The 19,254-nt window shown below is 41.1% G+C and carries 18 protein-coding genes and 2 pseudogenes; 17 read left to right on the top strand and 3 right to left on the bottom strand.

Annotated elements, in window-relative coordinates; all coding sequences use genetic code 11:
- Positions 1-11 precede the first annotated feature (11 nt).
- From ACM0OZ_RS09955 to ACM0OZ_RS09935, 5 genes are all read left to right on the top strand, one after another.
- Positions 12-1,385 (top strand): MATE family efflux transporter, encoded by a 1,374-nt coding sequence (locus tag ACM0OZ_RS09955; RefSeq protein WP_414582639.1) that lies wholly within the window; start codon positions 12-14, stop codon positions 1,383-1,385.
- A 110-nt stretch (positions 1,386-1,495) separates the two neighbouring features.
- Positions 1,496-1,831 carry a hypothetical protein gene (locus ACM0OZ_RS09950; protein ID WP_414582638.1) on the top strand — a complete coding sequence of 112 codons (336 nt, stop codon included), beginning with the start codon at positions 1,496-1,498 and terminating at the stop codon, positions 1,829-1,831.
- 15 nt (positions 1,832-1,846) lie between these two features.
- Complete coding sequence (locus tag ACM0OZ_RS09945) at positions 1,847-2,173, top strand: MbtH domain protein (RefSeq protein ID WP_414582637.1); 327 nt, start codon at positions 1,847-1,849, stop codon at positions 2,171-2,173.
- A gap of 31 nt (positions 2,174-2,204) precedes the next feature.
- A complete protein-coding gene (locus tag ACM0OZ_RS09940) occupies positions 2,205-2,432 on the top strand; it encodes an MbtH family protein (protein WP_414582636.1) in 228 nt (75 codons plus the stop codon).
- Positions 2,433-2,598: 166 nt separating this feature from the next.
- Positions 2,599-3,474 (top strand): aspartyl/asparaginyl beta-hydroxylase domain-containing protein, encoded by an 876-nt coding sequence (locus tag ACM0OZ_RS09935; protein ID WP_414582635.1) that lies wholly within the window; start codon positions 2,599-2,601, stop codon positions 3,472-3,474.
- Positions 3,475-3,531: 57 nt separating this feature from the next.
- Here ACM0OZ_RS09935 and ACM0OZ_RS09930 read toward each other — a convergent pair.
- Positions 3,532-3,720 (bottom strand): annotated as a pseudogene (locus tag ACM0OZ_RS09930) (ISKra4 family transposase); the annotation flags it as partial.
- Positions 3,721-3,856: 136 nt separating this feature from the next.
- Between ACM0OZ_RS09930 and ACM0OZ_RS09925 the strand changes: the two are divergent.
- The 7 genes from ACM0OZ_RS09925 (at position 3,857) to ACM0OZ_RS09895 (ending at position 11,358) form a co-directional block, all read left to right on the top strand.
- Positions 3,857-5,173 carry an MFS transporter gene (locus ACM0OZ_RS09925; RefSeq protein WP_414582634.1) on the top strand — a complete coding sequence of 439 codons (1,317 nt, stop codon included), beginning with the start codon at positions 3,857-3,859 and terminating at the stop codon, positions 5,171-5,173.
- A 73-nt stretch (positions 5,174-5,246) separates the two neighbouring features.
- On the top strand, positions 5,247-5,474 hold the full coding sequence (locus ACM0OZ_RS09920; protein WP_414582632.1) for an MbtH family protein: 228 nt from the start codon (positions 5,247-5,249) through the stop codon (positions 5,472-5,474).
- A 131-nt stretch (positions 5,475-5,605) separates the two neighbouring features.
- The gene (locus tag ACM0OZ_RS09915) at positions 5,606-6,496 is read left to right on the top strand and encodes an oxidoreductase (RefSeq protein WP_414582630.1); all 891 of its coding nucleotides are present in this window, start codon (positions 5,606-5,608) and stop codon (positions 6,494-6,496) included.
- 143 nt (positions 6,497-6,639) lie between these two features.
- A complete protein-coding gene (locus tag ACM0OZ_RS09910) occupies positions 6,640-7,413 on the top strand; it encodes a thioesterase II family protein (RefSeq protein ID WP_414582629.1) in 774 nt (257 codons plus the stop codon).
- Positions 7,414-7,441: 28 nt separating this feature from the next.
- A complete protein-coding gene (gene acpP / locus ACM0OZ_RS09905) occupies positions 7,442-8,005 on the top strand; it encodes an acyl carrier protein (RefSeq protein WP_414582628.1) in 564 nt (187 codons plus the stop codon).
- Between the two features lie 153 nt (positions 8,006-8,158).
- On the top strand, positions 8,159-10,258 hold the full coding sequence (locus ACM0OZ_RS09900) for an acylase (RefSeq protein WP_414582627.1): 2,100 nt from the start codon (positions 8,159-8,161) through the stop codon (positions 10,256-10,258).
- 236 nt (positions 10,259-10,494) lie between these two features.
- A complete protein-coding gene (locus tag ACM0OZ_RS09895) occupies positions 10,495-11,358 on the top strand; it encodes an Rpn family recombination-promoting nuclease/putative transposase (protein ID WP_414582626.1) in 864 nt (287 codons plus the stop codon).
- A 62-nt stretch (positions 11,359-11,420) separates the two neighbouring features.
- On the opposite strand, the gene ACM0OZ_RS09890 is transcribed toward ACM0OZ_RS09895, so the two are convergent.
- Positions 11,421-13,199: an ABC transporter ATP-binding protein gene (locus tag ACM0OZ_RS09890; RefSeq protein ID WP_414582625.1), complete on the bottom strand. Its 1,779-nt coding sequence runs from the start codon at positions 13,197-13,199 to the stop codon at positions 11,421-11,423.
- Between the two features lie 455 nt (positions 13,200-13,654).
- Between ACM0OZ_RS09890 and ACM0OZ_RS09885 the strand changes: the two genes are divergently transcribed.
- From ACM0OZ_RS09885 to ACM0OZ_RS09865, 5 genes are all read left to right on the top strand, one after another.
- Entirely contained in the window at positions 13,655-14,686 is a 1,032-nt protein-coding gene (locus tag ACM0OZ_RS09885; protein WP_414582624.1) for a FecCD family ABC transporter permease, read from the top strand.
- Complete coding sequence (locus ACM0OZ_RS09880) at positions 14,683-15,723, top strand: FecCD family ABC transporter permease (protein WP_414582623.1); 1,041 nt, start codon at positions 14,683-14,685, stop codon at positions 15,721-15,723. Before ACM0OZ_RS09885 ends, ACM0OZ_RS09880 begins: the two co-directional genes overlap by 4 nt.
- A gap of 18 nt (positions 15,724-15,741) precedes the next feature.
- Complete coding sequence (locus tag ACM0OZ_RS09875; RefSeq protein WP_414582622.1) at positions 15,742-16,560, top strand: ABC transporter ATP-binding protein; 819 nt, start codon at positions 15,742-15,744, stop codon at positions 16,558-16,560.
- Positions 16,561-16,734: 174 nt separating this feature from the next.
- The gene (locus ACM0OZ_RS09870) at positions 16,735-17,436 is read left to right on the top strand and encodes an ATP-binding cassette domain-containing protein (protein ID WP_414582621.1); all 702 of its coding nucleotides are present in this window, start codon (positions 16,735-16,737) and stop codon (positions 17,434-17,436) included.
- Positions 17,436-18,233 (top strand): ABC transporter permease, encoded by a 798-nt coding sequence (locus ACM0OZ_RS09865; protein ID WP_414582620.1) that lies wholly within the window; start codon positions 17,436-17,438, stop codon positions 18,231-18,233. Before ACM0OZ_RS09870 ends, ACM0OZ_RS09865 begins: the two co-directional genes overlap by 1 nt.
- 326 nt (positions 18,234-18,559) lie before the next feature.
- Here ACM0OZ_RS09865 and ACM0OZ_RS09860 read toward each other — a convergent pair.
- Positions 18,560-19,016 (bottom strand): annotated as a pseudogene (locus tag ACM0OZ_RS09860) (transposase); the annotation flags it as partial.
- Positions 19,017-19,254 lie beyond the last annotated feature (238 nt).

The raw sequence follows: 19,254 nt of genomic DNA, 5'->3' as shown, positions 1-19,254 counted from the left end.
AAAACTAAAAAATGACTTCACAAAAACAATCTCAAATCACAAATGAAATTCTTCAAGGTAATCTTGTTAAACTGATGTTCAAGTTATCAATTCCCAGTACTCTGGGGATACTGATGCTTAGTTTAAACACTTTTATTGATGCTTTATTTGCAGGACGATTCATTGGTGAAACTGCTTTTGCTGGTATCTCACTTTCACTACCACTTACAGGTATAGTAAATGGATTTGCTCTCTTAATTGGGGTAGGTTCCGCTTCCGTTCTCAGTCGAGCTATTGGTTCTGGAGATATCAAAACTCAGTCCAAAATATTTGGGACTTTAACGGTCATGAGCATTGTAATCTCCTTTTTTATCACAATTCTTGGTTACAGATTTGGTGAAGAATTAATTGTATTCATGGGAGGAAGTGGTGAAGTTGCCTCAGGAGGTGCAGAATATTTTAAGACTTATATACTGGGTTCAGTATTTTTGATAATAGCGCAAGCTTGTAGCGAAGTTATCAAATCAGAAGGAAAAATGAGACTATTTACCATATTTGGCTGTATTTTTGTCATTGTTAACATTTTCTTAAATTTCATATTTATTATTGTCTTCCATTGGGAAACACATGGAATTGCCCTCGCTACAGTTTTTGGAATGATTGTTTATAGTATTGTTAACTTAGCTTATTTCCTTGCTGGCAAAAGTTCTATTCCAGTTAAGCCTAAAAAATTAGCCATAGCAATAGATTTACTACCTGCTATTTTATCAGTAGGAATATCAGCGCTATTTTATCCTATTATGGTATTGGTTCAAGATTTTGTAGTTTTTAATTCAATTTCTTATTACGGAACAAATAATGATATTGCTTTCTTTGGAGCAACTGGAAAGGTTTCTTCACTTGTGTATATCCCCATCATTGGTTTTGCACAAGCATTACAACCTATAATTGGAATGAATTATGGTGCAAAAAATTATAGGAGGCTCAAAAAAGCATACTTAACTTTTGCAGTTTTTGCAACTCTTTTATTAATATTAATTTGGCTGCCTCTACAATTATCTCCAAGGACATTTTTGGGTTTAATTCTGCCAGGTATTAATTTTACAGAAGATGATGTACTAAATTTTAGAATTATCAGCATATTAATACCGATCTGGCCTTTAGCATTCTTTAGCAATACTCTCTTTCAATCTATAGGCAAAGGTAAAACTGTGTTAGTAGTACTTTTGTTAAGAAGTATAGTTTTAAATGTGCCAATGGTGCTATTTTTTTCTAGGATGTCAGGTGTAAGGGGCATATATTATGGAACGACTTTTGCCGATATTATATTTATGTTAATTGTATTTGTATTAACAGCTTTAGAATTTAAGTATTTCAATTCGCTCAAAGTCGAATCATACAAATAATAAAATTTTTCTAAAAATAAGCTTTCATTATTTTGAATTTTATCTTTTCATAAAAATGATGATAAATTTGCAAAAAAAGAAAATGAAAAACTTTTCAAAGAGGTGACAATATGGCAACAATGGCAAAGTATTGCAAAGCATACTCACTTAAAAAATTACGTCAATTTGACCAATGGATGGAGAATTTAGAAAATACTAGAAAAGAAAAGCAACAGCTAGATGGCAAGGAAGTTGAAGTTAAGAGGGTGTTAACGGACGATGATTTTCTATATTTACAAGAAAACTACATAGTTACAGATGGGATTTTTAAGGACGAGAATATCATTTTTGATAATGTAACACCTGAATGGAAAGAGTTTTGCCAAAAGACCCTTGCATTTGAGATTCCCGTATATGAAGCTGTACAAGTACAAGGATCGGTAAATCAAGACAAAAGTCATTCTTAATGAGGAGACAATTTTATGAACGAGTTAGTGCAACGATTGTCAGAAGGAGAATATCCAGTTGAAGCAAGTTTGAGACCAGAAAAAACAGCTACTGCATTAAAAGACTGTATTGACCGAGGATATGTTCATATCAAATTTACAAACACTAAAGGGGGTACTGATTTAGGTGTAAGACTCGATCCAGAAGCATCTAATTTTAATGAAGCTGACTTTGAGCATCAAACAGGGAAAGTTCATTTGGTTGGTAACTTAACACTAAACTATGTAAAAGTTAGATGTATTGCAGATATTGACCTGATGACTTTAAACGGTAAGGGACATTTAGAGCCAGTAGAACAATGACATTTGTCCCAGTTATTAATGGAGTGCAAATATGTATCAAGACGACAAAGAAGACACGACAATTTACAAAGTTGTAGTTAATCACGAAGAACAATATTCCATTTGGCCATTAGACCGCGAAAATCCTCTTGGTTGGAAAGATACTGGAAAAAATGGACCCAAACAAGAATGTTTAGATTACATCAAAGAAGTCTGGACTGACATGAGACCGCTTAGTCTCCGGAAAAAGATGCAGGAAACAGCTGGCAACATGCAGTAAGCAACTGTGCGTTGAAATTGTGTAGTTGGTGGGTTTTTTATGTCCACTTCACGCAGGGTCAGCGCATCTTAACAATCATTGACAAAAAGATGAGCCTTAACTTTGCTGAAAAATAAAATGCTTCTATCACTCGATAAAAGCAAACTTTTAATGGAGGAAAAGAAAAGTGACTAATTTGCAAGAATATCAAGAATACAAGGTATCTCTCCAAAATCATAGAGTAGCATTGTCTAAGTCGGATAAGGTAAAGATAAAAATATTTTTTTTGCTACTCAAATTATTAAATATTTTGTTTCCAAAAGGTCATGTCCATAGATTTGAAAAGTCTCTAAAATTTTATTTGGGGCTGATAGATATAAACATTGATGATTGGAATACACAACAAAAACCAGCGTTGTTTTTCTATCTCGGTCTTCCTTCTAAACCTTGGTATGAACCTAATGATTACGACGGTTTAAAAATAGTGAGAAATATCCTTGAAGAAGGTGCTAAAGACATAAAAAGTGAGTATTTAATGAATCTCCCTAATAAAAGTAATTTCTTAACTACAGGCTTTGAACCAAGTGATGATCCTTCAAGTTATGAAAACATTACTGACATTAAACTACCTGCCTCTTACACAAAAGATGACTGGTTAGGAGTTATATTGTGGATTGATGGTAAATTTACTCAAAAAGCCAGAGATTTATTTCCAAAAACTGTAAATATTTTGTCTAAGCTGAAATCTTTTATGGATCCTTTTGAAGAGGCTACAATTTATGTTTTAAAGCCAGGAGCTTTCTTACCTCCACACCATGATGCTGCAAATACTTATATTGGCTGTCATTTGGGATTAATAATTCCAGAAAATTGCGGATTTAGCGTTGGAAGTGAAACGCGGAGTTGGACTGAAGGGAAAACTTTATTTTTCGATCAGAGCATTGAGCATGAAGTCTGGAATAGAAGTCAGGAAGAACGAGTAGTTTTGTCACTGCAATTACGTCATCCAGAATTGTCAAAATTTGAAAATTTTTTATACGATCTTTTTCGTAAGTCGCTGTGATTTTCCTAGTTCTTCGGTTATTTTTATGCAAAACTTGGTTCAAAATCATTCAGAGGGTGTTTGAAAAGTCGGTAAGTTTGTAAAAAAACCCAATACTTCTTCTTTGACATGTTTGTGCATTTGATTGCGTACCGCCTCTTCAATTCCTGCAAAGCTTGTTAATCTTTCCGGTGATGTGTCTTCGTACAGTATTTTTGCGATCACCTGAATATGTTCTTGAAGAGCTTGCTTTTGTTCTGGTATGATGGGTAGGTAAATACACTCGTCTTACTTAGACTGGCTGATTTTTGCTCTCTTTGCAAAAAACTGGGATGCTCTCATTTCAGTTTAGAATAACAGGTACTGAAGAACCATTAATTTTTCCTCAAACTAAATAAGATTAATGTTAAAACAACTAGCTAACAGCAGTTTGCGAAATTTCTTGATTATATGGCTAGGTCAACTTGTTTCTGGAATTGGTAGTGTAACAACCGCCATTGCTTTGGAAATCTGGGCATGGTCAATTACTGGTAAAGCAACAGCTCTCACGCTAGTAGCTTTCTTTGGTTTACTTCCCAGTATTCTTATTACGCCTATTAGTGGTGTAATTGTAGACCGTTTTAATCGGAAACTATTGATGATGCTCGGTGACACTGTTGCCGTCCTCACAACAATTGTTCTCCTCTTTTTATATATCAATGAAGACTTACAAATTAGGCATCTTTATGTGGCAGCAGCTTTAGTCGGTACTTCGGGTCAATTTCAATCTCTGGCATATGACGCATCAGTTCCATTAATGATACCCAAGCAATACTATGCTCGTGCTAGTAGTCTTCAATTCTTGTACAGTCATAGTATAATTATCATCGCACCTGCTTTAGCAGGATTTTTTTATAATTTAATTGGACTAATTGGTATTTGGTTAATTGATATTTCCACTTTTTTAGTCGCCATTTTTACTCTCTTTTTTATACCGATACCCCAGCCAGTGCAAACAGAAGAAAACCAGGAAAACTTTTGGCAAGATGTCGGGTATGGATTTCGTTATTTAAATACTCATAAAAGTCTTCTTTTACTGTTAGTCGTTAACTTCTTACTTACATTTACCGATGACCTCGCAGGTTCACTTTCTCTACCAATGATTCTCGCACGCACTGGCGGTGATACTTTAGTGCTGGGTAGCATAATCACAGCAGCAGGTTGTGGTGGTGTAATAGGAGTATTAATTGTTAATAAATGGGGAGGTTTTAAAAATAAAATTAAGGTGATATTACTTGGCATTATAGGTGTCGGTTTGCCTAAAATAGTATTTGGTTTAGGTCGAACTATGTGGTTATGGATTCCTCCACAATTTTTATGTTCTTTGAGTTTTAGCATTAGTGGTAGCGTAAATAATGCGATTTGGTTGGCTAAAGTTGCTCCCAATCTACAAGGACGGGTTTTTGCTGCACGGTCTTTGCTGTTGCAATTAGCTTCAGCAGCTGCGGCTTTGATTGCCGGACCATTAGCAGATAATGTCTTTATACCTGCATTTAGTCAGGGAGGTAGCCTTGTGGGTATTTTGGGAGGTATATTTGGGACTGGTGCTGGTGCGGGAATTGCGATGTTGTACGTAATTAGCGCGGTTTGTATGTTTTTGGTCGGATTGGTTGGGTTTAATGTTCCATTGCTACGAAATTTGGAAAAGAATGTACCTGACCATGATGAGGTTGCGGTTTAGTCCATATTTGATAGTTATCGGAGATGTCTAGTAGAACAATGACATTTGTCCCAGTTATTAATGGAGTGCAAATATGTATCAAGACGACAAAGAAGACACGACAATTTACAAAGTTGTAGTTAATCACGAAGAACAATATTCCATTTGGCCATTAGACCGCGAAAATCCTCTTGGTTGGAAAGATACTGGAAAAAATGGACCCAAACAAGAATGTTTAGATTACTTCAAAGAAGTCTGGACTGACATGAGACCGCTTAGTCTCCGGAAAAAAATGCAGGAAACAGCTGGCAACATGCAGTAAGCAACTGTGCGTTGAAATTGTGTACTTAGTGGGTTTTTTATGCCTACTTCAGGTTCATACAAGCATTTTTCTGCTTCTGCAATTTCAAGTTTCTTTAGCTTAGTAACGCTTGTTAAAAATGGAGAATTTCTATGGTAGAGTCCTCAGTTTCTCAATCACGAGTATGGTTTATCACTGGTTGCTCAAGGGGCTTAGGTCGAGCATTAGCAGAAACAGTGCTTGAGCGGGGCGAGACTGTGGTGCTAACAGCACGGAATCCACAGCAGGTAGAAGATTTAGCAACAAAGTTTCCAGGTCGTACATTAGCAGTACAACTTGATGTAACGAAACCCGAAGAGGTACGGAAAGCAGTGAAACAGGCAATTGCTAACTTTGGACGCATTGATGTACTTGTCAACAATGCCGCATGTGAAGTTGCGGGGGTCATTGAAGAAGTCAGCGATGAGGCTGTTCGCCGTGAGTTTGAAACAAACTTTTTTGGTGTTTTGGAAACACTACGAGCAGTACTACCTCATATGCGGCAGCAACGTAGCGGACACATTCTTAATATTTCATCAATTGCTTGCTTTAGCGCTAATCCTGGCGGAGGAATTTATTCCAGTAGCAAATTTGCGATAGAAGGACTTTCCGGATCACTAGCCAACGAAGTTGCACCTTTCGGCATAAAAGTCACAATAGTTGAACCTGGTGCATTCCGTACAGATTTTCTCACCCGTTCTTATGTCTTAACTGAAAGCAAAATTGAAGACTATAAGCCATTAATTGATAAAATACGTCAGGCAGTGTGTGATGAAGTTGGCACCCAAGAAGGTGACCCCAAGAAAGCTGCTCTAGCAATGATTAAAGTGGTTGATAGTGATAACCCACCAATTAGATTAGCGCTAGGAGCAGATACAGTTGAAACTATTAGTTACGCATTGGAGTTTATTAAAAGAGACCTAGATGCTTGGAGGGAAGTCTCTGTAAATACTGCGTTTGAGGAAGTTGTAGCAGATAAAACTCAAGTTGCTACTTTAGGTTAGACTGCACTCAAAAATAGAGGTTTGTTGCAACAGCTGGAGATACTTAGGCTGATAGACGGGGCATATAAATTGTCGAGAGCTTAAACTCCAGCACTAACGAACCGTAAACACCCCTCCAAAAAGTGCTATTTAGAACTCGGAGTATGAAAACTATACACCAAGTTAACTCGTGGGTTACTTGTCCTAAACCCAATCCTCATGCTTCCTTGAGACTATTTTGTTTTCCTTACGCAGGTGGTAGCTCTTTAATTTTTCGTACATGGGTAAATAGTCTACCTAAAAGTCTTGAAGTTTGCCCCGTAGAACTTCCTGGACGCTTAACGCAGATGAAGTCACCTCCATTTACGCGAATGGAACCTCTAGTTAGTGCGATCGCCCCTATTCTTCTACCATATTTAGACAAACCATTCGCCTTGTTTGGTCACAGCATGGGTGCGCTTGTCAGCTTTGAACTTACCCGTTTACTCCGTAGAGAATATGATATCAGTCCAATCCATCTGTTTATATCCGGTCGTCGCGCTCCTCAAATTCCTGATCCAGATCCACCCATCCACGCTTTAAGCGAACCTGAATTCATAGAAGAGCTGCGCCGCCTCAACGGGACTCCCAAAGCAGTACTAGAGAATGCCGAACTCATGCAGTTACTGATCCCTATCCTGCGGGCAGATTTTGCCGTTCTTGAAACTTATGTTTATAGTCCTGCACCCACTTTAAATGTTCCCATCACTGCCTTTGGTGGCTTACAGGATTCAGAAGTCAGTAGCTCGGAACTCCAAGCTTGGCAAGAGCAAACAAATGCTGTTTTCTCTCGGCAGATGTTTTCTGGAGACCATTTCTTTCTGCACTCAGCGAAATCACTCCTGTTACAGTCTCTTTCTCAAGAACTAAACCGGATTACGAGTGAATTTAAGTTGTAAATCTTAATAATTCGACAAATATGTCCCAATGGTTATCAGATATCCCATGACTGGGGACAATAAAGTTGAGACAGTGTACTATACCTTAGTAGAGCAAGGCGCAGAAAAAGGGCAAGTCTTTATCAACCAAACACAGTACTTTGAAGGCGTACCTTTGGAAGTTTGGAACTTTCGTTTGGGAGGTTATCAGATTTGTCACAAGTGGCTGCAATCTCACCAAGGTTCTTACCTTTCTCATAAAGAAATTCAGCAATATCAGCGCGTTATTCTAATATTAAAAGAAATCATCGAGTTAATGGTAGAAATTGAGACAGCCATTCAATTTACCCAACAGAAGAACAGGAGAATTTTTGAAAAATTACAAGTCATAATTGCAGAACAATTAGGTATTGAGCAGAACCAAGTCAGCCTAACTTCAAGTTTTAGGAAGAACTTAGGGGCAGATTCATTAGATATGTTGGAACTGGTTGTGGTTTTGGAGAAAATTTACAACATTGAAATTAGTGATGAAATCATTAAGGAGATTTCGACTGTACAAAAACTTGTCAATTATATTAGTCAGAAAATGACTTCTTCAGAGTGTGCTTCTTAAATGTTTATTTTCTTCTTATTAGGGAGCATACCAAATGTGTAAAATTATTTTATTTTGTAGTGCGGACTGGACAGCCCGCTTCGGCAATAAACTAGGGAGCCAAATGCTTACAATACCATCTTTTTTGCAAAATTGTCAGACTTCCTCTGAATTATGAGCTATTTATATAAAACTTTAAAGCGTAAATCATTCCGACTTTTACCATTTGTACTTAGTCTTGTCTTTGCTCTAGTTCTGGGGTGCTATAGTTCTGCACAAATGGCAAAATCCACTGAGATACTGTGGGATACATATGGTATACCACATATCTATGGTAAGGATACTCAAAGTGCTTTCCAAGCATTCGGTTGGGCGCAAATGCAAAGTCACGGTAATCTGCTTTTACGTCTATACGGTCAAGCACGTGGACGTGCTGCCGAATACTGGGGAGAAAAATATTTAGAATCAGACCGTTGGGTTCAGACAATGGGAGTTCCAGAACGTGCTCGTTCTTGGTACAAGGAACAGAACCCAACTTTTCGTAACTATCTTGATGCTTTTGCTGCTGGAATTAATGCCTATGCTCAGGAGCATAGAGAAAAGCTTGACGATGAAGTAGAAGTTGTGTTGCCAGTGAAGGCAGAAGATGTTCTGGCTCATCTACATCGAGTCCTACATTTTACTTTTGTTGTTAACCCACAGCAGGTTGCAGGTGTCGCCAAGAAAGAATCAAAAGCAGGGTCTAATGGTTGGGCGATCGCACCCTCTCGTTCTGCAAGTGGCAAAGCAATGCTACTTGCGAACCCCCATTTGCCTTGGTCAGATTTATTTCTGTGGTACGAAGCTCAAGTTACCGCACCAGGTATTGATGCTTATGGAGCAGCACTCGTTGGCATTCCCGTATTGGCGATCGCCTTTAACGACAATTTGGGTTGGACTCACACTGTCAACACTTTCGATGGCTGGGATACTTATGCACTGCAATTAGTTGACAAAGGTTATCGTTTTGATGGCAAAGTTCGTCCCTTTGAGACGAGAACCCTTTCCTTGAAAGTCAAGCAAAAAGATGGCACACTGCGGACAGAACCCTTAGTCATCAAACGTTCTATTCACGGACCTGTCGTGACAGAGAAAGATGGTCAAGCTGTAGCACTACGTGTTGTTGGTCTAGATCGACCTGGTGTATTGGAGCAGTGGTGGGATATGGCGCGCTCGCAAAACCTGAAACAATTTGAAACCGCTCTCCAACGCTTGCAACTCCCGATGTTTACAGTAATGTACGCAGATAAAGACGGGCACATCATGCACCTATTCAACGGTCAAGTTCCCGTGCGACAACAAGGAGATTTTAAATACTGGCAAGGGATTATTCCTGGTGACAGTTCTAAAACACTATGGACGAAAATCCATGCCTATCAAGATTTGCCACGCATCGTTGACCCAAAAAGCGGTTGGTTGCAAAATGCCAATGACCCACCTTGGACAACAACATTTCCCACCACCATCAAACCAGATAATTACCCGCCTTACATGGCACCGCGTTTCATGGATTTCCGAGCGCAGCGTTCTGCAAGAATGCTAGATGAGGATGAAAAAATTTCTTTGAATGAAATGATTGAGTACAAACATTCAACACGCATGGAATTTGCTGACCGTATCCTGGATGATTTGATTCCAGCTGCACACAAGTCTGGAAATGAATTAGCAATTCGTGCAGCGAATGTGTTGGAAACATGGGATAAACAAGCAAATGCAGAGAGTCGGGGAGCAGTATTATTTGCTCTTTGGGCACAAGAAATGGATTTTGATACAGCCTTTAGTCAACCTTGGACAGAAGACTCACCGCGTACTACACCCGATGGATTCGCTAATCCTCAAAGTGCTGTGACGGCATTGGAAGCGGCAGCAGTTAAGGTAGAAAAGGCTTATGGTCAGCTAGATGTCCCTTGGGGAAAGGTTTTCCGGTTGAAGCATGAGAATGTGGATTTACCTGCCAATGGTGGCGATGGAGACCTTGGAATCTTCCGTGTTCTCAATTTTGCTCCTTCAGAAAAAGGACATTTCTTACCTGTCGCAGGTGATTCTTATGTTGCTGCGATTGAATTTTCTCAGCCAGTGAAGGCTATGGCACTGACTAGTTATGGTAATTCCTCTCAACCGGGTTCAGCCCATACTGTAGACCAGTTACCACTGTTTGCGCGTAAAGAGCTGCGTCCAGTTTGGCGATCGCAAGACGATATTACAGCCCATTTGGAGGAGCGCAAAGTCTTTTAAACGAGTTATCAGTCCTGACGGCGTATGGTGGGGGATGCGCGACCCGCCACCAACGCATAAAAGTCCAATTGGTAGGGGACGCGCGACCCAAGAATTTAACTGATAACTGTTTACTGTTCACTGTTCACTGTTAAAAACGAGTGCCATCTGTCTGTTAGCTTTTGATACGTGCAATCTCGGAGTACATATGATTTAATGTATCGCAGGTTGAACAAATATATTCAGCATAATGCTTCATGCGGCGTGATTCGATTTTTTACAAACTATTTCAACAATCTCCCACTTTACTATTTGAACTATTGACAAATCCGCCAGCTAATGCAGATGCTTATCGATTTGATTCGGTAGCTGTCAAAGAACCTAAGTTTGAAATTGATGGGGTATTTTTACCGCCAGAACATGAAGGCGCAGGAGTTGTATATTTCTGTGAAGTCCAATTCCAGAAAGATGAACAGCTTTACGAAAGAGTATTTGCGGAATCCTTGTTATATTTCTATCGCAATCGTGCTAGATTCAGCGACTGGCAAGCAGTGATAATTTACCCGTCACGTAGTATTGAACAAAGCGATATTAATCCTTATAGAACACTGCTCAACGGGAACCAAGTGCATCGGGTGTATTTAGATGAATTGGGGGATATTCGCCAATTACCTATATGGGTAGCACTGATGGTACTAACTACGGTAGAAGAAAGCCAAGCACCAGAAGAAGCAAGGTATTTGTTAACCAGAACTCGTCAAGAAGTCCCATCAGCAGCGAGTCGCGCCATAATAGAGGTGATCACGACAATCATGGTGTACAGGTTTGAACAGTTGAGTCGAGTGGAAGTAGAGTCTATGCTAGGAATAACGCTAAAAGAAACGAGAGTTTACCGAGAAATCAAGGAAGAAGGACGCGAAGAAGGACGCGAAGAAGGACGAGAGGTAATGGCGAATGCAATTTCTCGACAATTGACTAAGCGTCTTGGACAACTTTCTGAACAAATACGCTCATCAATTTCTAGTTTACCTCTGTCTGCTCTGGAAGATTTGAGCGAAACACTCTTAGATTTTACCTGTTTGGCTGATTTACAGGCTTGGTTGGAAGCGCGAATCAATTAATCTACTGGCTTTCAGGAGACTGACACAGCGACAGCCAGAACATGAAATCGCTTTTCATAGGACTAAACCCCAGACTGCACACGCCACAAACTGGCATAAATCCCATCAAGCGCTAGTAAATCCTCGTGCTTGCCCTGCTCAACAATTTGACCATGATCCATCACATAAATACAATGACTATGGCGAATTGTCGAAAGACGGTGAGCAATGGCTATAGTTGTGCGATTTTCGGTAATCATAGCCAAGGATTTTTGGATAGCCGCTTCAGTTTCATTATCCACCGCAGAGGTCGCCTCATCCAAAATCAGAATTGGTGGGTCTTTGAGAATAGCACGAGCGATCGCCAAGCGTTGTCTTTGTCCACCAGAAAGTTTCTGACCGCGTTCACCAACAATGGTATCGTATTCTTGCGGTAGTTGGAGAATAAATTCGTGAGCCTCGGCTAATTTGGCGGCGTGGATAATTTCTGACTGCGTAGCGTCAAAGCTGCCATAGGCAATATTTTCTGCCACCGTACCATGGAACAGAAACACATCCTGACTCACCCAACCGATACAGCGCCGCAGTTCGCCTAGTTGCAACTCTCGAATATCGATACCATCAACCAGGATTTGTCCGCCTTGGACTTCGTAAAAACGCAGCAGTAGTTTGACTAGGGTACTTTTACCAGAACCTGTTGCACCGACAATACCAATGTTTGTCCCGGATTGAATGTGCAGTGATAGATTTTTGAGGACATTGTTGCGGTCATTATAAGCAAAGGTGATATTGTCAAGATGCACTTCACCACGTACTGTTTTTAATGGTAGGGAGCGGTTCCCTGTAGGAATAGCAATCGGAGTATCCAACAATCCCATGACTCTACGGATGGAAGCCATAGCCCGCTGATACTGATCCATGATCGAACTCAAAGTGGCAAACGGCCATAGTAATTGCTGCACAATGAACACCATGAAACCATAGGTTCCCACAGTTAACTGATTATTCGCCACTGCAACACCACCAAAAAACAGCGTGGCGATGAAACCTATGACAACTACGAATCGAATCGCCGGAAAAAACGCAGCAGAAACAGCGATCGCACGGGCGTTACTGCGGCGATAAGCTTCACTTTCAGAGAGGACACGACCCCGTTCATAGGTTTCAGCAGTAAAGCTTTTAATTGTGGCAATCCCTGACAGGTTATTAGCTAAACGACTATTGATGAATCCCGCTTTGTCGCGCACATCTGCATAGCGGGGAGCGAGTCGTTTTTGGAATGCCAATGAACCCCAGAAAATGAAGGGTGTGGGTAGTATTGCCAACCATGCCACATTAGGAGCGATAAGAAGAAACGAGCCGCCTACAGCTAAAATTGTGGTGATAAATTGCAGAATGCTAGCAGCCCCAGAATCGAGAAACCGTTCTAGTTGATTGATATCATCGTTTAAAATTGACAGGAGTGTACCTGTAGAGCGTTCCTCAAAGTAGCCCAGTTCTAGTTCTTGTAAATGGCTATAGGCATCAAGGCGTAATTCGTGCTGTATGGTTTGGGCTAGGTTACGCCATAGGCGATCGTAGAGAAATTCAGATAGTGACTCTAAGCTCCAAATTAATAATGTCAATAAGGATAGTATAGCCAGTTGTCCAATGATGTTGGTGATGCCAATTTGGGCAATGATGGAATTTTCTTTTTCCACTACGATATCTACTGCAACACCAATTAAATACGATGGTGCAAGGTCGAAGATTTTATTGAGGATGGTAAAGGTGACAGCACTCCATATTTGAGAGCGGTAGTCTTTGGCGTAGTGCAACAGCCGCAATAGAGGATGGATTTTGGAAGTTGGGGAAGAGTACATGGTGATATATATTTTTTATAGCCGAATCCTGATAACTAAGGCTGAACGCAATTCTTCATCTTTTCAATTCTCAAGATTTATTGAGGGACGTTGACAGATTTTGTCATGACTTGTGTTGAGTAGTGATCAATTCTATAATGAGAATTTTATCATTTATTTTAGGTGAACTAGACCCGTAGTGCTCGCTTTTTACACCCAGCAATGTCTTCAGTCCGTCAGTATATCCCTTCTGAATACACGTTCGCTAAAGTGATCATTCTGGTGAAGCTCACATTTTTAATGATAATTATTTTTAATAAAAAAGAAAGTATTATCTTAAAAAAGTTGAAAAAAGATAGCAATAAGTATAAAGTATTATAAAAAAGACTATCAATTAAAATGTTGAAATTGCAAATCTTAAAGGAACTACAACCAGATCCCAAAAATGGACATATTTTTCAATTAACCACAAGAGAATGACAAGAGCAACCACAGCCTCACCCAGAAGTTGGAAAACACCCAAAGTATCACCTTTGGTGGGTCTGGTTTTGGGAATCATGATCCTGCTAATTTGCTTGGTATATAGTGTTACACTAGGTGCAGCAGAAATACCTCTAGACAAGATTCTGGAATCCTTTGTCACCTTTGATGATTCCTATGAACATTTAGTTATTCAGACTATAAGATTACCGCGATCGCTCATTGCTATCCTTGTAGGTTCAGCCCTTGCAGTATCTGGAGCATTAATGCAAGGTTTGACGCGCAACCCTTTAGCAGATCCAGGGATTTTGGGTATTCAATCGGGTGCAGCAGTAGCAGTAGTTGGAACAATTTTTGTTTTTGGTAGCACATCTGTTAATGATTACACAATTGCAGCATTTCTGGGTGCAGGAACCACGGCGATCTTAGTCTACTTCCTTGGTTCTCTCGGACGGGGAGGAGCTACCCCACTGAATTTGACAGTAGCAGGTGCAGCGTTAACTGCTTTCATCTCTTCTGTCACCACTGCTATCCTCATCGTCAGCCAACGAACGTTAGAAGAAATTAGATTTTGGTTAGCTGGTTCATTGGCTGGTCGCGATGTTAACATATTTTTCCAAACATTGCCTTTTGTCGTTGTGGGATTAGGAATTGCTTTTGCCCTCGCAAGACAAATGACGACCATGAGTCTTGGTGAAGATGTCGCCAAAGGCTTAGGTCAAAAAACAGCTTGGATCAAAATAATGACCGCCATCAGCGTCGTTTTACTGGCGGGAAGTTCAGTAGCTATTGCTGGACCAATCGGCTTTATTGGCTTAGTCGTTCCCCACATGGTGAAATTTTTTATAAAAGCTGATTACCGTTGGATTTTGCCTTATTCGGCAGTTTTCGGGGCAATTTTACTCTTGGTTGCAGATATTGCTGCTCGAGTGCTGCTTAAACCGCAGGAATTACCTGTGGGTGTTATGACAGCACTGATTGGCGCTCCCTTTTTTGTGTACCTGGCTAAGTCAAAGGTGAAAAAATGAAGTTGGATTGGCTAGTCATCCGTTCCGAAGCAATATCCTTCCGGATCGACCGACGTGTACCACTGATGCTGCTATGTTTAGCAGTGGTGATTGTAGTAGCAATGGTGATGAATGTAGCCAAGGGTGAATATCCCATCTCGCCCTTGGATACTGTCAAAACTGTACTAGGTATAGATACAGGCAACCCAGACCATGCCTTCGTGATTCACACCTTGCGTCTACCTCGTACTCTTGTTGCTTTTATGGTGGGAGTAGCGTTGGCAATTTCTGGAACTATCTTCCAAGGTCTCACACGCAACCCACTAGCTGATCCTGGTATTATTGGTATCAATGCCGGGGCAAGTCTGGCAGCAGTGGCAGTCATTATACTATTCCCATCAGCGCCAATTTACACCTTGCCTCTTTCAGCCTTTGCTGGTGCTATGTTGATGGCTGTTCTCATTTACTCGCTGGCTTGGAACAAAGGGAGTTCCCCTATTCTATTAATTTTGATAGGTATTGGCTTGTCTGCGATCGCCAGTGCTACAACCAGCTTATTGATTACCTTTGGGGAAATTTACAACGTCAGTGATGCTCTGGTATGGTTAGCAGGCAGTGTCTACGGGCGCAGTTGGGAGCAAGTCTTTTCTCTGTTGCCTTGGTTGGTAGTTTTTGTCCCAATGACATTGACACTAGCCAGACATTTGAACGCTCTTAACTTAGGAGATGATGTTGCCAAAGGTCTAGGGACTCGTGTGGAATGGCAACGTGGTTTACTCGTGTTAGTGGGTGTAGCGTTGGCAGGTGCATCAGTCGCCACTGCGGGAATGATTGGCTTCGTTGGGTTAATTGCACCTCATTTAGGAAGACAATTGGTAGGTCCAAACCATCAAGGGTTGGTTCCCACCTCTGCACTCTTGGGAGGAGTGATTGTTGTAGCGGCAGACTTGTTAGGAAGAACGCTATTTGCACCTATCGAACTTCCTTGTGGGGTAGTGACTGCTGCTATTGGTGCTCCTTATTTTCTATATTTGCTCATTTGTCATCGCAAAAAATAAAACTGGGAAATATAACCAATGAAAGGACTATCAACCAAAAGTCTATCTTTAGCTTACGATGGTGTATCAATTATCCGTGACTTGAATTTGGCAATCCCGACTGGACAAATAAGTGCTTTAGTTGGTGCTAATGGTTGTGGGAAATCAACTTTATTAAGAGGTCTGGCAAGATTGCTTAAGCCACATAGCGGTACGGTATATCTTGATGGAAGCTCAATTTTTAATCTTTCCACCAAAGAAGTCGCACAGCAATTAGGAATTTTACCCCAAAGCCCAGTTGCACCAGAAGGGTTAACAGTCAGAGATTTGGTTGCACAAGGACGTTACCCGTATCAAAATTGGTTACAGCAGTGGTCAGCAAAAGATGAAAAAATTGTGCAGCAGGCACTGTTGATTACAGATTTGTTCGAGTTAGCAGACAGGGCATTAGATACTTTATCTGGTGGACAACGACAAAGAGCTTGGATTGCCATGGCATTGGCGCAGGATACAGATATTTTACTTTTGGATGAGCCGACGACTTTCTTGGATTTGGCGCATCAAATAGAGGTTTTGGATTTGTTGTATGAGTTGAACCAAACTCAGGGACGAACTATTGTTATGGTGCTTCATGATTTAAATCAGGCGTGTCGTTATGCTGATTACTTAGTTGCTATCAAAGATGGTCGGATTTTTACGGCTGGGGAACCAAAGCAGGTTATGACTGAGGAAATGGTAAAAGAGGTTTTTGGCTTAGAGTGTCGTGTTGTTGCTGATCCGGTTGTGGGAACACCGATGTGTGTCCCGATAGGACGTAAGGGAGAAAGGAAATTACAAACAAAATCTTCCAATTTGTGATTTGACCTCATTGGGAGCGATCGCTTAGCAATATCGAATACAAGCGAATACGATAGTGGATTCTAACAGTAAATAATAAAGTGGGAAATAAGTTAGTATTTTGTCTACTTTTGTGGCTCTAAGAGAGTTTTTACTCAAAATAGCGTCAAAGCAAGGGATTATGGGGAGACAGCTATGAAAAATCAACTTACCAAAAGCCAGACTCATGAGCTTGAACTGTCTCCCAATAACCCAATTCTCTATGTACAAAACTTAGGTCGAAGAGTTGAGAACCACTGGATTTGGAATAACCTAAGTTTTCAACTGTTTCCAGGGGAGCGAGTAGCGGTGTTGGGTGCTTCTGGCTCTGGTAAAAGCTTACTACTACGAGCATTAGCTGGTCTAGACCCAGTACAAGCAGGGCAAATTATTTTTCAAGGACAGCCGATGAAGTCCTGGTTTATGCCCAGGTATCGTTCCCAAATCATCTACTTGCACCAGCGCCCAGCCCTTTGGGAAGGAACTGTAGAAGAAAACCTCCAAGGAGTTTATAAATTAGCAGTCCACCACCATCAGGTTTACAACCGCAAGGTGATTCTAGACTATCTCCATATTTTGCATAAAGGGGCAGATTTTCTGCAGCGTCCTATTAGAGCTATTTCTGGTGGTGAAGGGCAAATTGTCGCCTTTTTGCGAGCTTTGCAACTTTCACCCTCTATCTTATTACTAGACGAACCTACTGCTTCACTAGATACTGGAACTGCCCAAAGTTTAGAGGCTTTAGTTGCAGTTTGGCAACGTCAAGACCCACTGCGAGCCTATCTTTGGACAAGTCATGACCCTAAGCAGTTGGAACGCATTACCAACCGCCAAATTACCTTGAAGGAAAAAGATTGATGACAAGCAGTTATATCCAAATCGGTTACGGACAAGTCGCTTTGGCGACTTTGTTTATTCTCATCAACATGGGTCTTTCCTTTGGTTTGCGGTTGGGATTAGAGCAAAACCTGGGGCTAGCTGCATTTAGGATGGTAGTACAGTTGTTGCTGGTAGGGTATATATTACAGTGGGTATTTACTCTAAGTAACCCTGTATTGATTATACTTTTAGCTTTGGCTATGACGGTTATAGCTGGTGTATCTAGCGTTAACCGCACACGTAGAAGGTTTGCCAGTATTTATTGGAATAATTTTATTTCGCTTTTGAGTGGTTCGTTTTTAGTCACGGGGATAGTAGTGAGCGGTATTTTGCGCGTACAGCCTTGGTACGAGCCTCAGTATCTTATCCCGCTTTTGGGCATGGTTTTAGGTAATGCCCTCACGGGTACATCTTTGAGTTTAGATCGCTTTATGGAGGACTTGACGAGCCATCGGGAGGAAATAGAGGCGCTACTAGCTTTGGGTGCTTCTCGTTGGGAAGCCGCACATCAACCAATTAGGGAGGCTTTAAGGACAGGAATGATTCCTACCATTAATTCGATGATGGTGATGGGATTAGTTAGCCTCCCAGGAATGATGACTGGTCAAATTCTAGCTGGGGCAAATCCTAGTGATGCCATTCGCTACCAGATTGTAATTATCTTTGCACAGGCAGCAGGCACAGCGATCGCCACAATGGGCGTTGTCATCCTGGCTTTTCTAGTTCTGTTTAATCAAGATCATCAACTTGCAGAATTGTTACGTAAGCTTGATTAATTTCAATTTCACCAGGTTGGATGATTTGCAGGCTTGGTTAGCTGTAGCGGCTTGCAAATACAGGGCGAGCGCAACTAAAAGTGTCACATACCCCTCTTCTGTCACTCTCCGAAAACATGTGCCATTTCTGAATTCTAGAGCTTTTGTATAACAAGCGATTGCGCGATTCTTTTCTAATAACAAATACAAAATCAATTTTTTTCTAATAGTATAGCTTGTATTGATTGCCTCATAAGGCTTATAGCGATTGCCCTTCGGGCACTGCGCAGAGCGCAATCGCCCTCCAGTAAATTGACAGAAGAGGGTTATAGCAATAGCCACAGCGATTAGGACACAAGACGTAAGACATGCTCAATTGCATCTCGTAGACACTCAAACTGCTCAAGTTGTTTTCGGATACGGCTCTTGAGCCAAGACCAACACTGTTCAATTTTGTTCAGGTCAGGAGAGTAGGGCGGTAAATATAACAGTTGACAGCCTGCCTGCTCAATCAATTCCTGAATCCGTCCGCCTTTATGAAAGGTGGCATTGTCTAGAATCACTACTCGTCTCGATTATCCATACCTGCTTCATCAACATAGACCAGCATTTGATGTGCTATGTGAGTCAACTGTTTTTTGAATTCTTGCCTTTTGGCTTCGTCGCGTTCACGGTAGCCGTAAGTCTTTTTTTTCGTGTGAAACCAATTTTTTGTAATGCGCGTGAGATGGTGCGAGCGCTAATTGAGGTGTCCCATCTTGCTGCCATTTCAACTTGAGTCTGCTCACCATGCTTTTGGGCAAATTCACGAAATTTGTCCCAGTCTGTGATTTTATGTCCATTGCCAGGAGGTTTGTTGGGCTTGGCACAATAGTCTCCAGTTTCTGCCTTTCGCTGAGCGCCATAGGTCGATGGTGTTGCGACTGATATCAAATGCGATTGCCCAAAGGGCACTGCGCGGAGCGCGATCGCGGAGGTTGTACTCAACGCCTAAACGCATCACTGGGCGCGCTCGCACTTTTGCAAATAGTAGGACTTACGC

The sequence above is a fragment of the Scytonema sp. PCC 10023 genome, assembly GCF_963920835.1.
GTDB lineage: Bacteria > Cyanobacteriota > Cyanobacteriia > Cyanobacteriales > Nostocaceae > Kalymmatonema.
Note: the sequence above shows the minus strand (reverse complement) of the source record. Positions and strands in the feature narration are given on the sequence as shown.

What these genes read in the sequence shown, in the direction of transcription:
- ACM0OZ_RS09940 (WP_414582636.1), top strand. Translation starts at nt 2,205, where the DNA reads ATGTATCAAGACGACAAAGAAGACACGACAATTTACAAAGTTGTAGTT.
- ACM0OZ_RS09895 (WP_414582626.1), top strand. Translation starts at nt 10,495, where the DNA reads ATGCGGCGTGATTCGATTTTTTACAAACTATTTCAACAATCTCCCACT.
- ACM0OZ_RS09870 (WP_414582621.1), top strand. Translation starts at nt 16,735, where the DNA reads ATGAAAAATCAACTTACCAAAAGCCAGACTCATGAGCTTGAACTGTCT.
- ACM0OZ_RS09875 (WP_414582622.1), top strand. Translation starts at nt 15,742, where the DNA reads ATGAAAGGACTATCAACCAAAAGTCTATCTTTAGCTTACGATGGTGTA.
- ACM0OZ_RS09865 (WP_414582620.1), top strand. Translation starts at nt 17,436, where the DNA reads ATGACAAGCAGTTATATCCAAATCGGTTACGGACAAGTCGCTTTGGCG.
- ACM0OZ_RS09910 (WP_414582629.1), top strand. Translation starts at nt 6,640, where the DNA reads ATGAAAACTATACACCAAGTTAACTCGTGGGTTACTTGTCCTAAACCC.
- ACM0OZ_RS09915 (WP_414582630.1), top strand. Translation starts at nt 5,606, where the DNA reads ATGGTAGAGTCCTCAGTTTCTCAATCACGAGTATGGTTTATCACTGGT.
- ACM0OZ_RS09880 (WP_414582623.1), top strand. Translation starts at nt 14,683, where the DNA reads ATGAAGTTGGATTGGCTAGTCATCCGTTCCGAAGCAATATCCTTCCGG.
- ACM0OZ_RS09925 (WP_414582634.1), top strand. Translation starts at nt 3,857, where the DNA reads ATGTTAAAACAACTAGCTAACAGCAGTTTGCGAAATTTCTTGATTATA.
- ACM0OZ_RS09950 (WP_414582638.1), top strand. Translation starts at nt 1,496, where the DNA reads ATGGCAACAATGGCAAAGTATTGCAAAGCATACTCACTTAAAAAATTA.
- ACM0OZ_RS09920 (WP_414582632.1), top strand. Translation starts at nt 5,247, where the DNA reads ATGTATCAAGACGACAAAGAAGACACGACAATTTACAAAGTTGTAGTT.
- acpP (WP_414582628.1), top strand. Translation starts at nt 7,442, where the DNA reads ATGGTTATCAGATATCCCATGACTGGGGACAATAAAGTTGAGACAGTG.
- ACM0OZ_RS09890 (WP_414582625.1), bottom strand. Translation starts at nt 13,199, where the DNA reads ATGTACTCTTCCCCAACTTCCAAAATCCATCCTCTATTGCGGCTGTTG.
- ACM0OZ_RS09900 (WP_414582627.1), top strand. Translation starts at nt 8,159, where the DNA reads ATGAGCTATTTATATAAAACTTTAAAGCGTAAATCATTCCGACTTTTA.
- ACM0OZ_RS09945 (WP_414582637.1), top strand. Translation starts at nt 1,847, where the DNA reads ATGAACGAGTTAGTGCAACGATTGTCAGAAGGAGAATATCCAGTTGAA.
- ACM0OZ_RS09955 (WP_414582639.1), top strand. Translation starts at nt 12, where the DNA reads ATGACTTCACAAAAACAATCTCAAATCACAAATGAAATTCTTCAAGGT.
- ACM0OZ_RS09885 (WP_414582624.1), top strand. Translation starts at nt 13,655, where the DNA reads ATGACAAGAGCAACCACAGCCTCACCCAGAAGTTGGAAAACACCCAAA.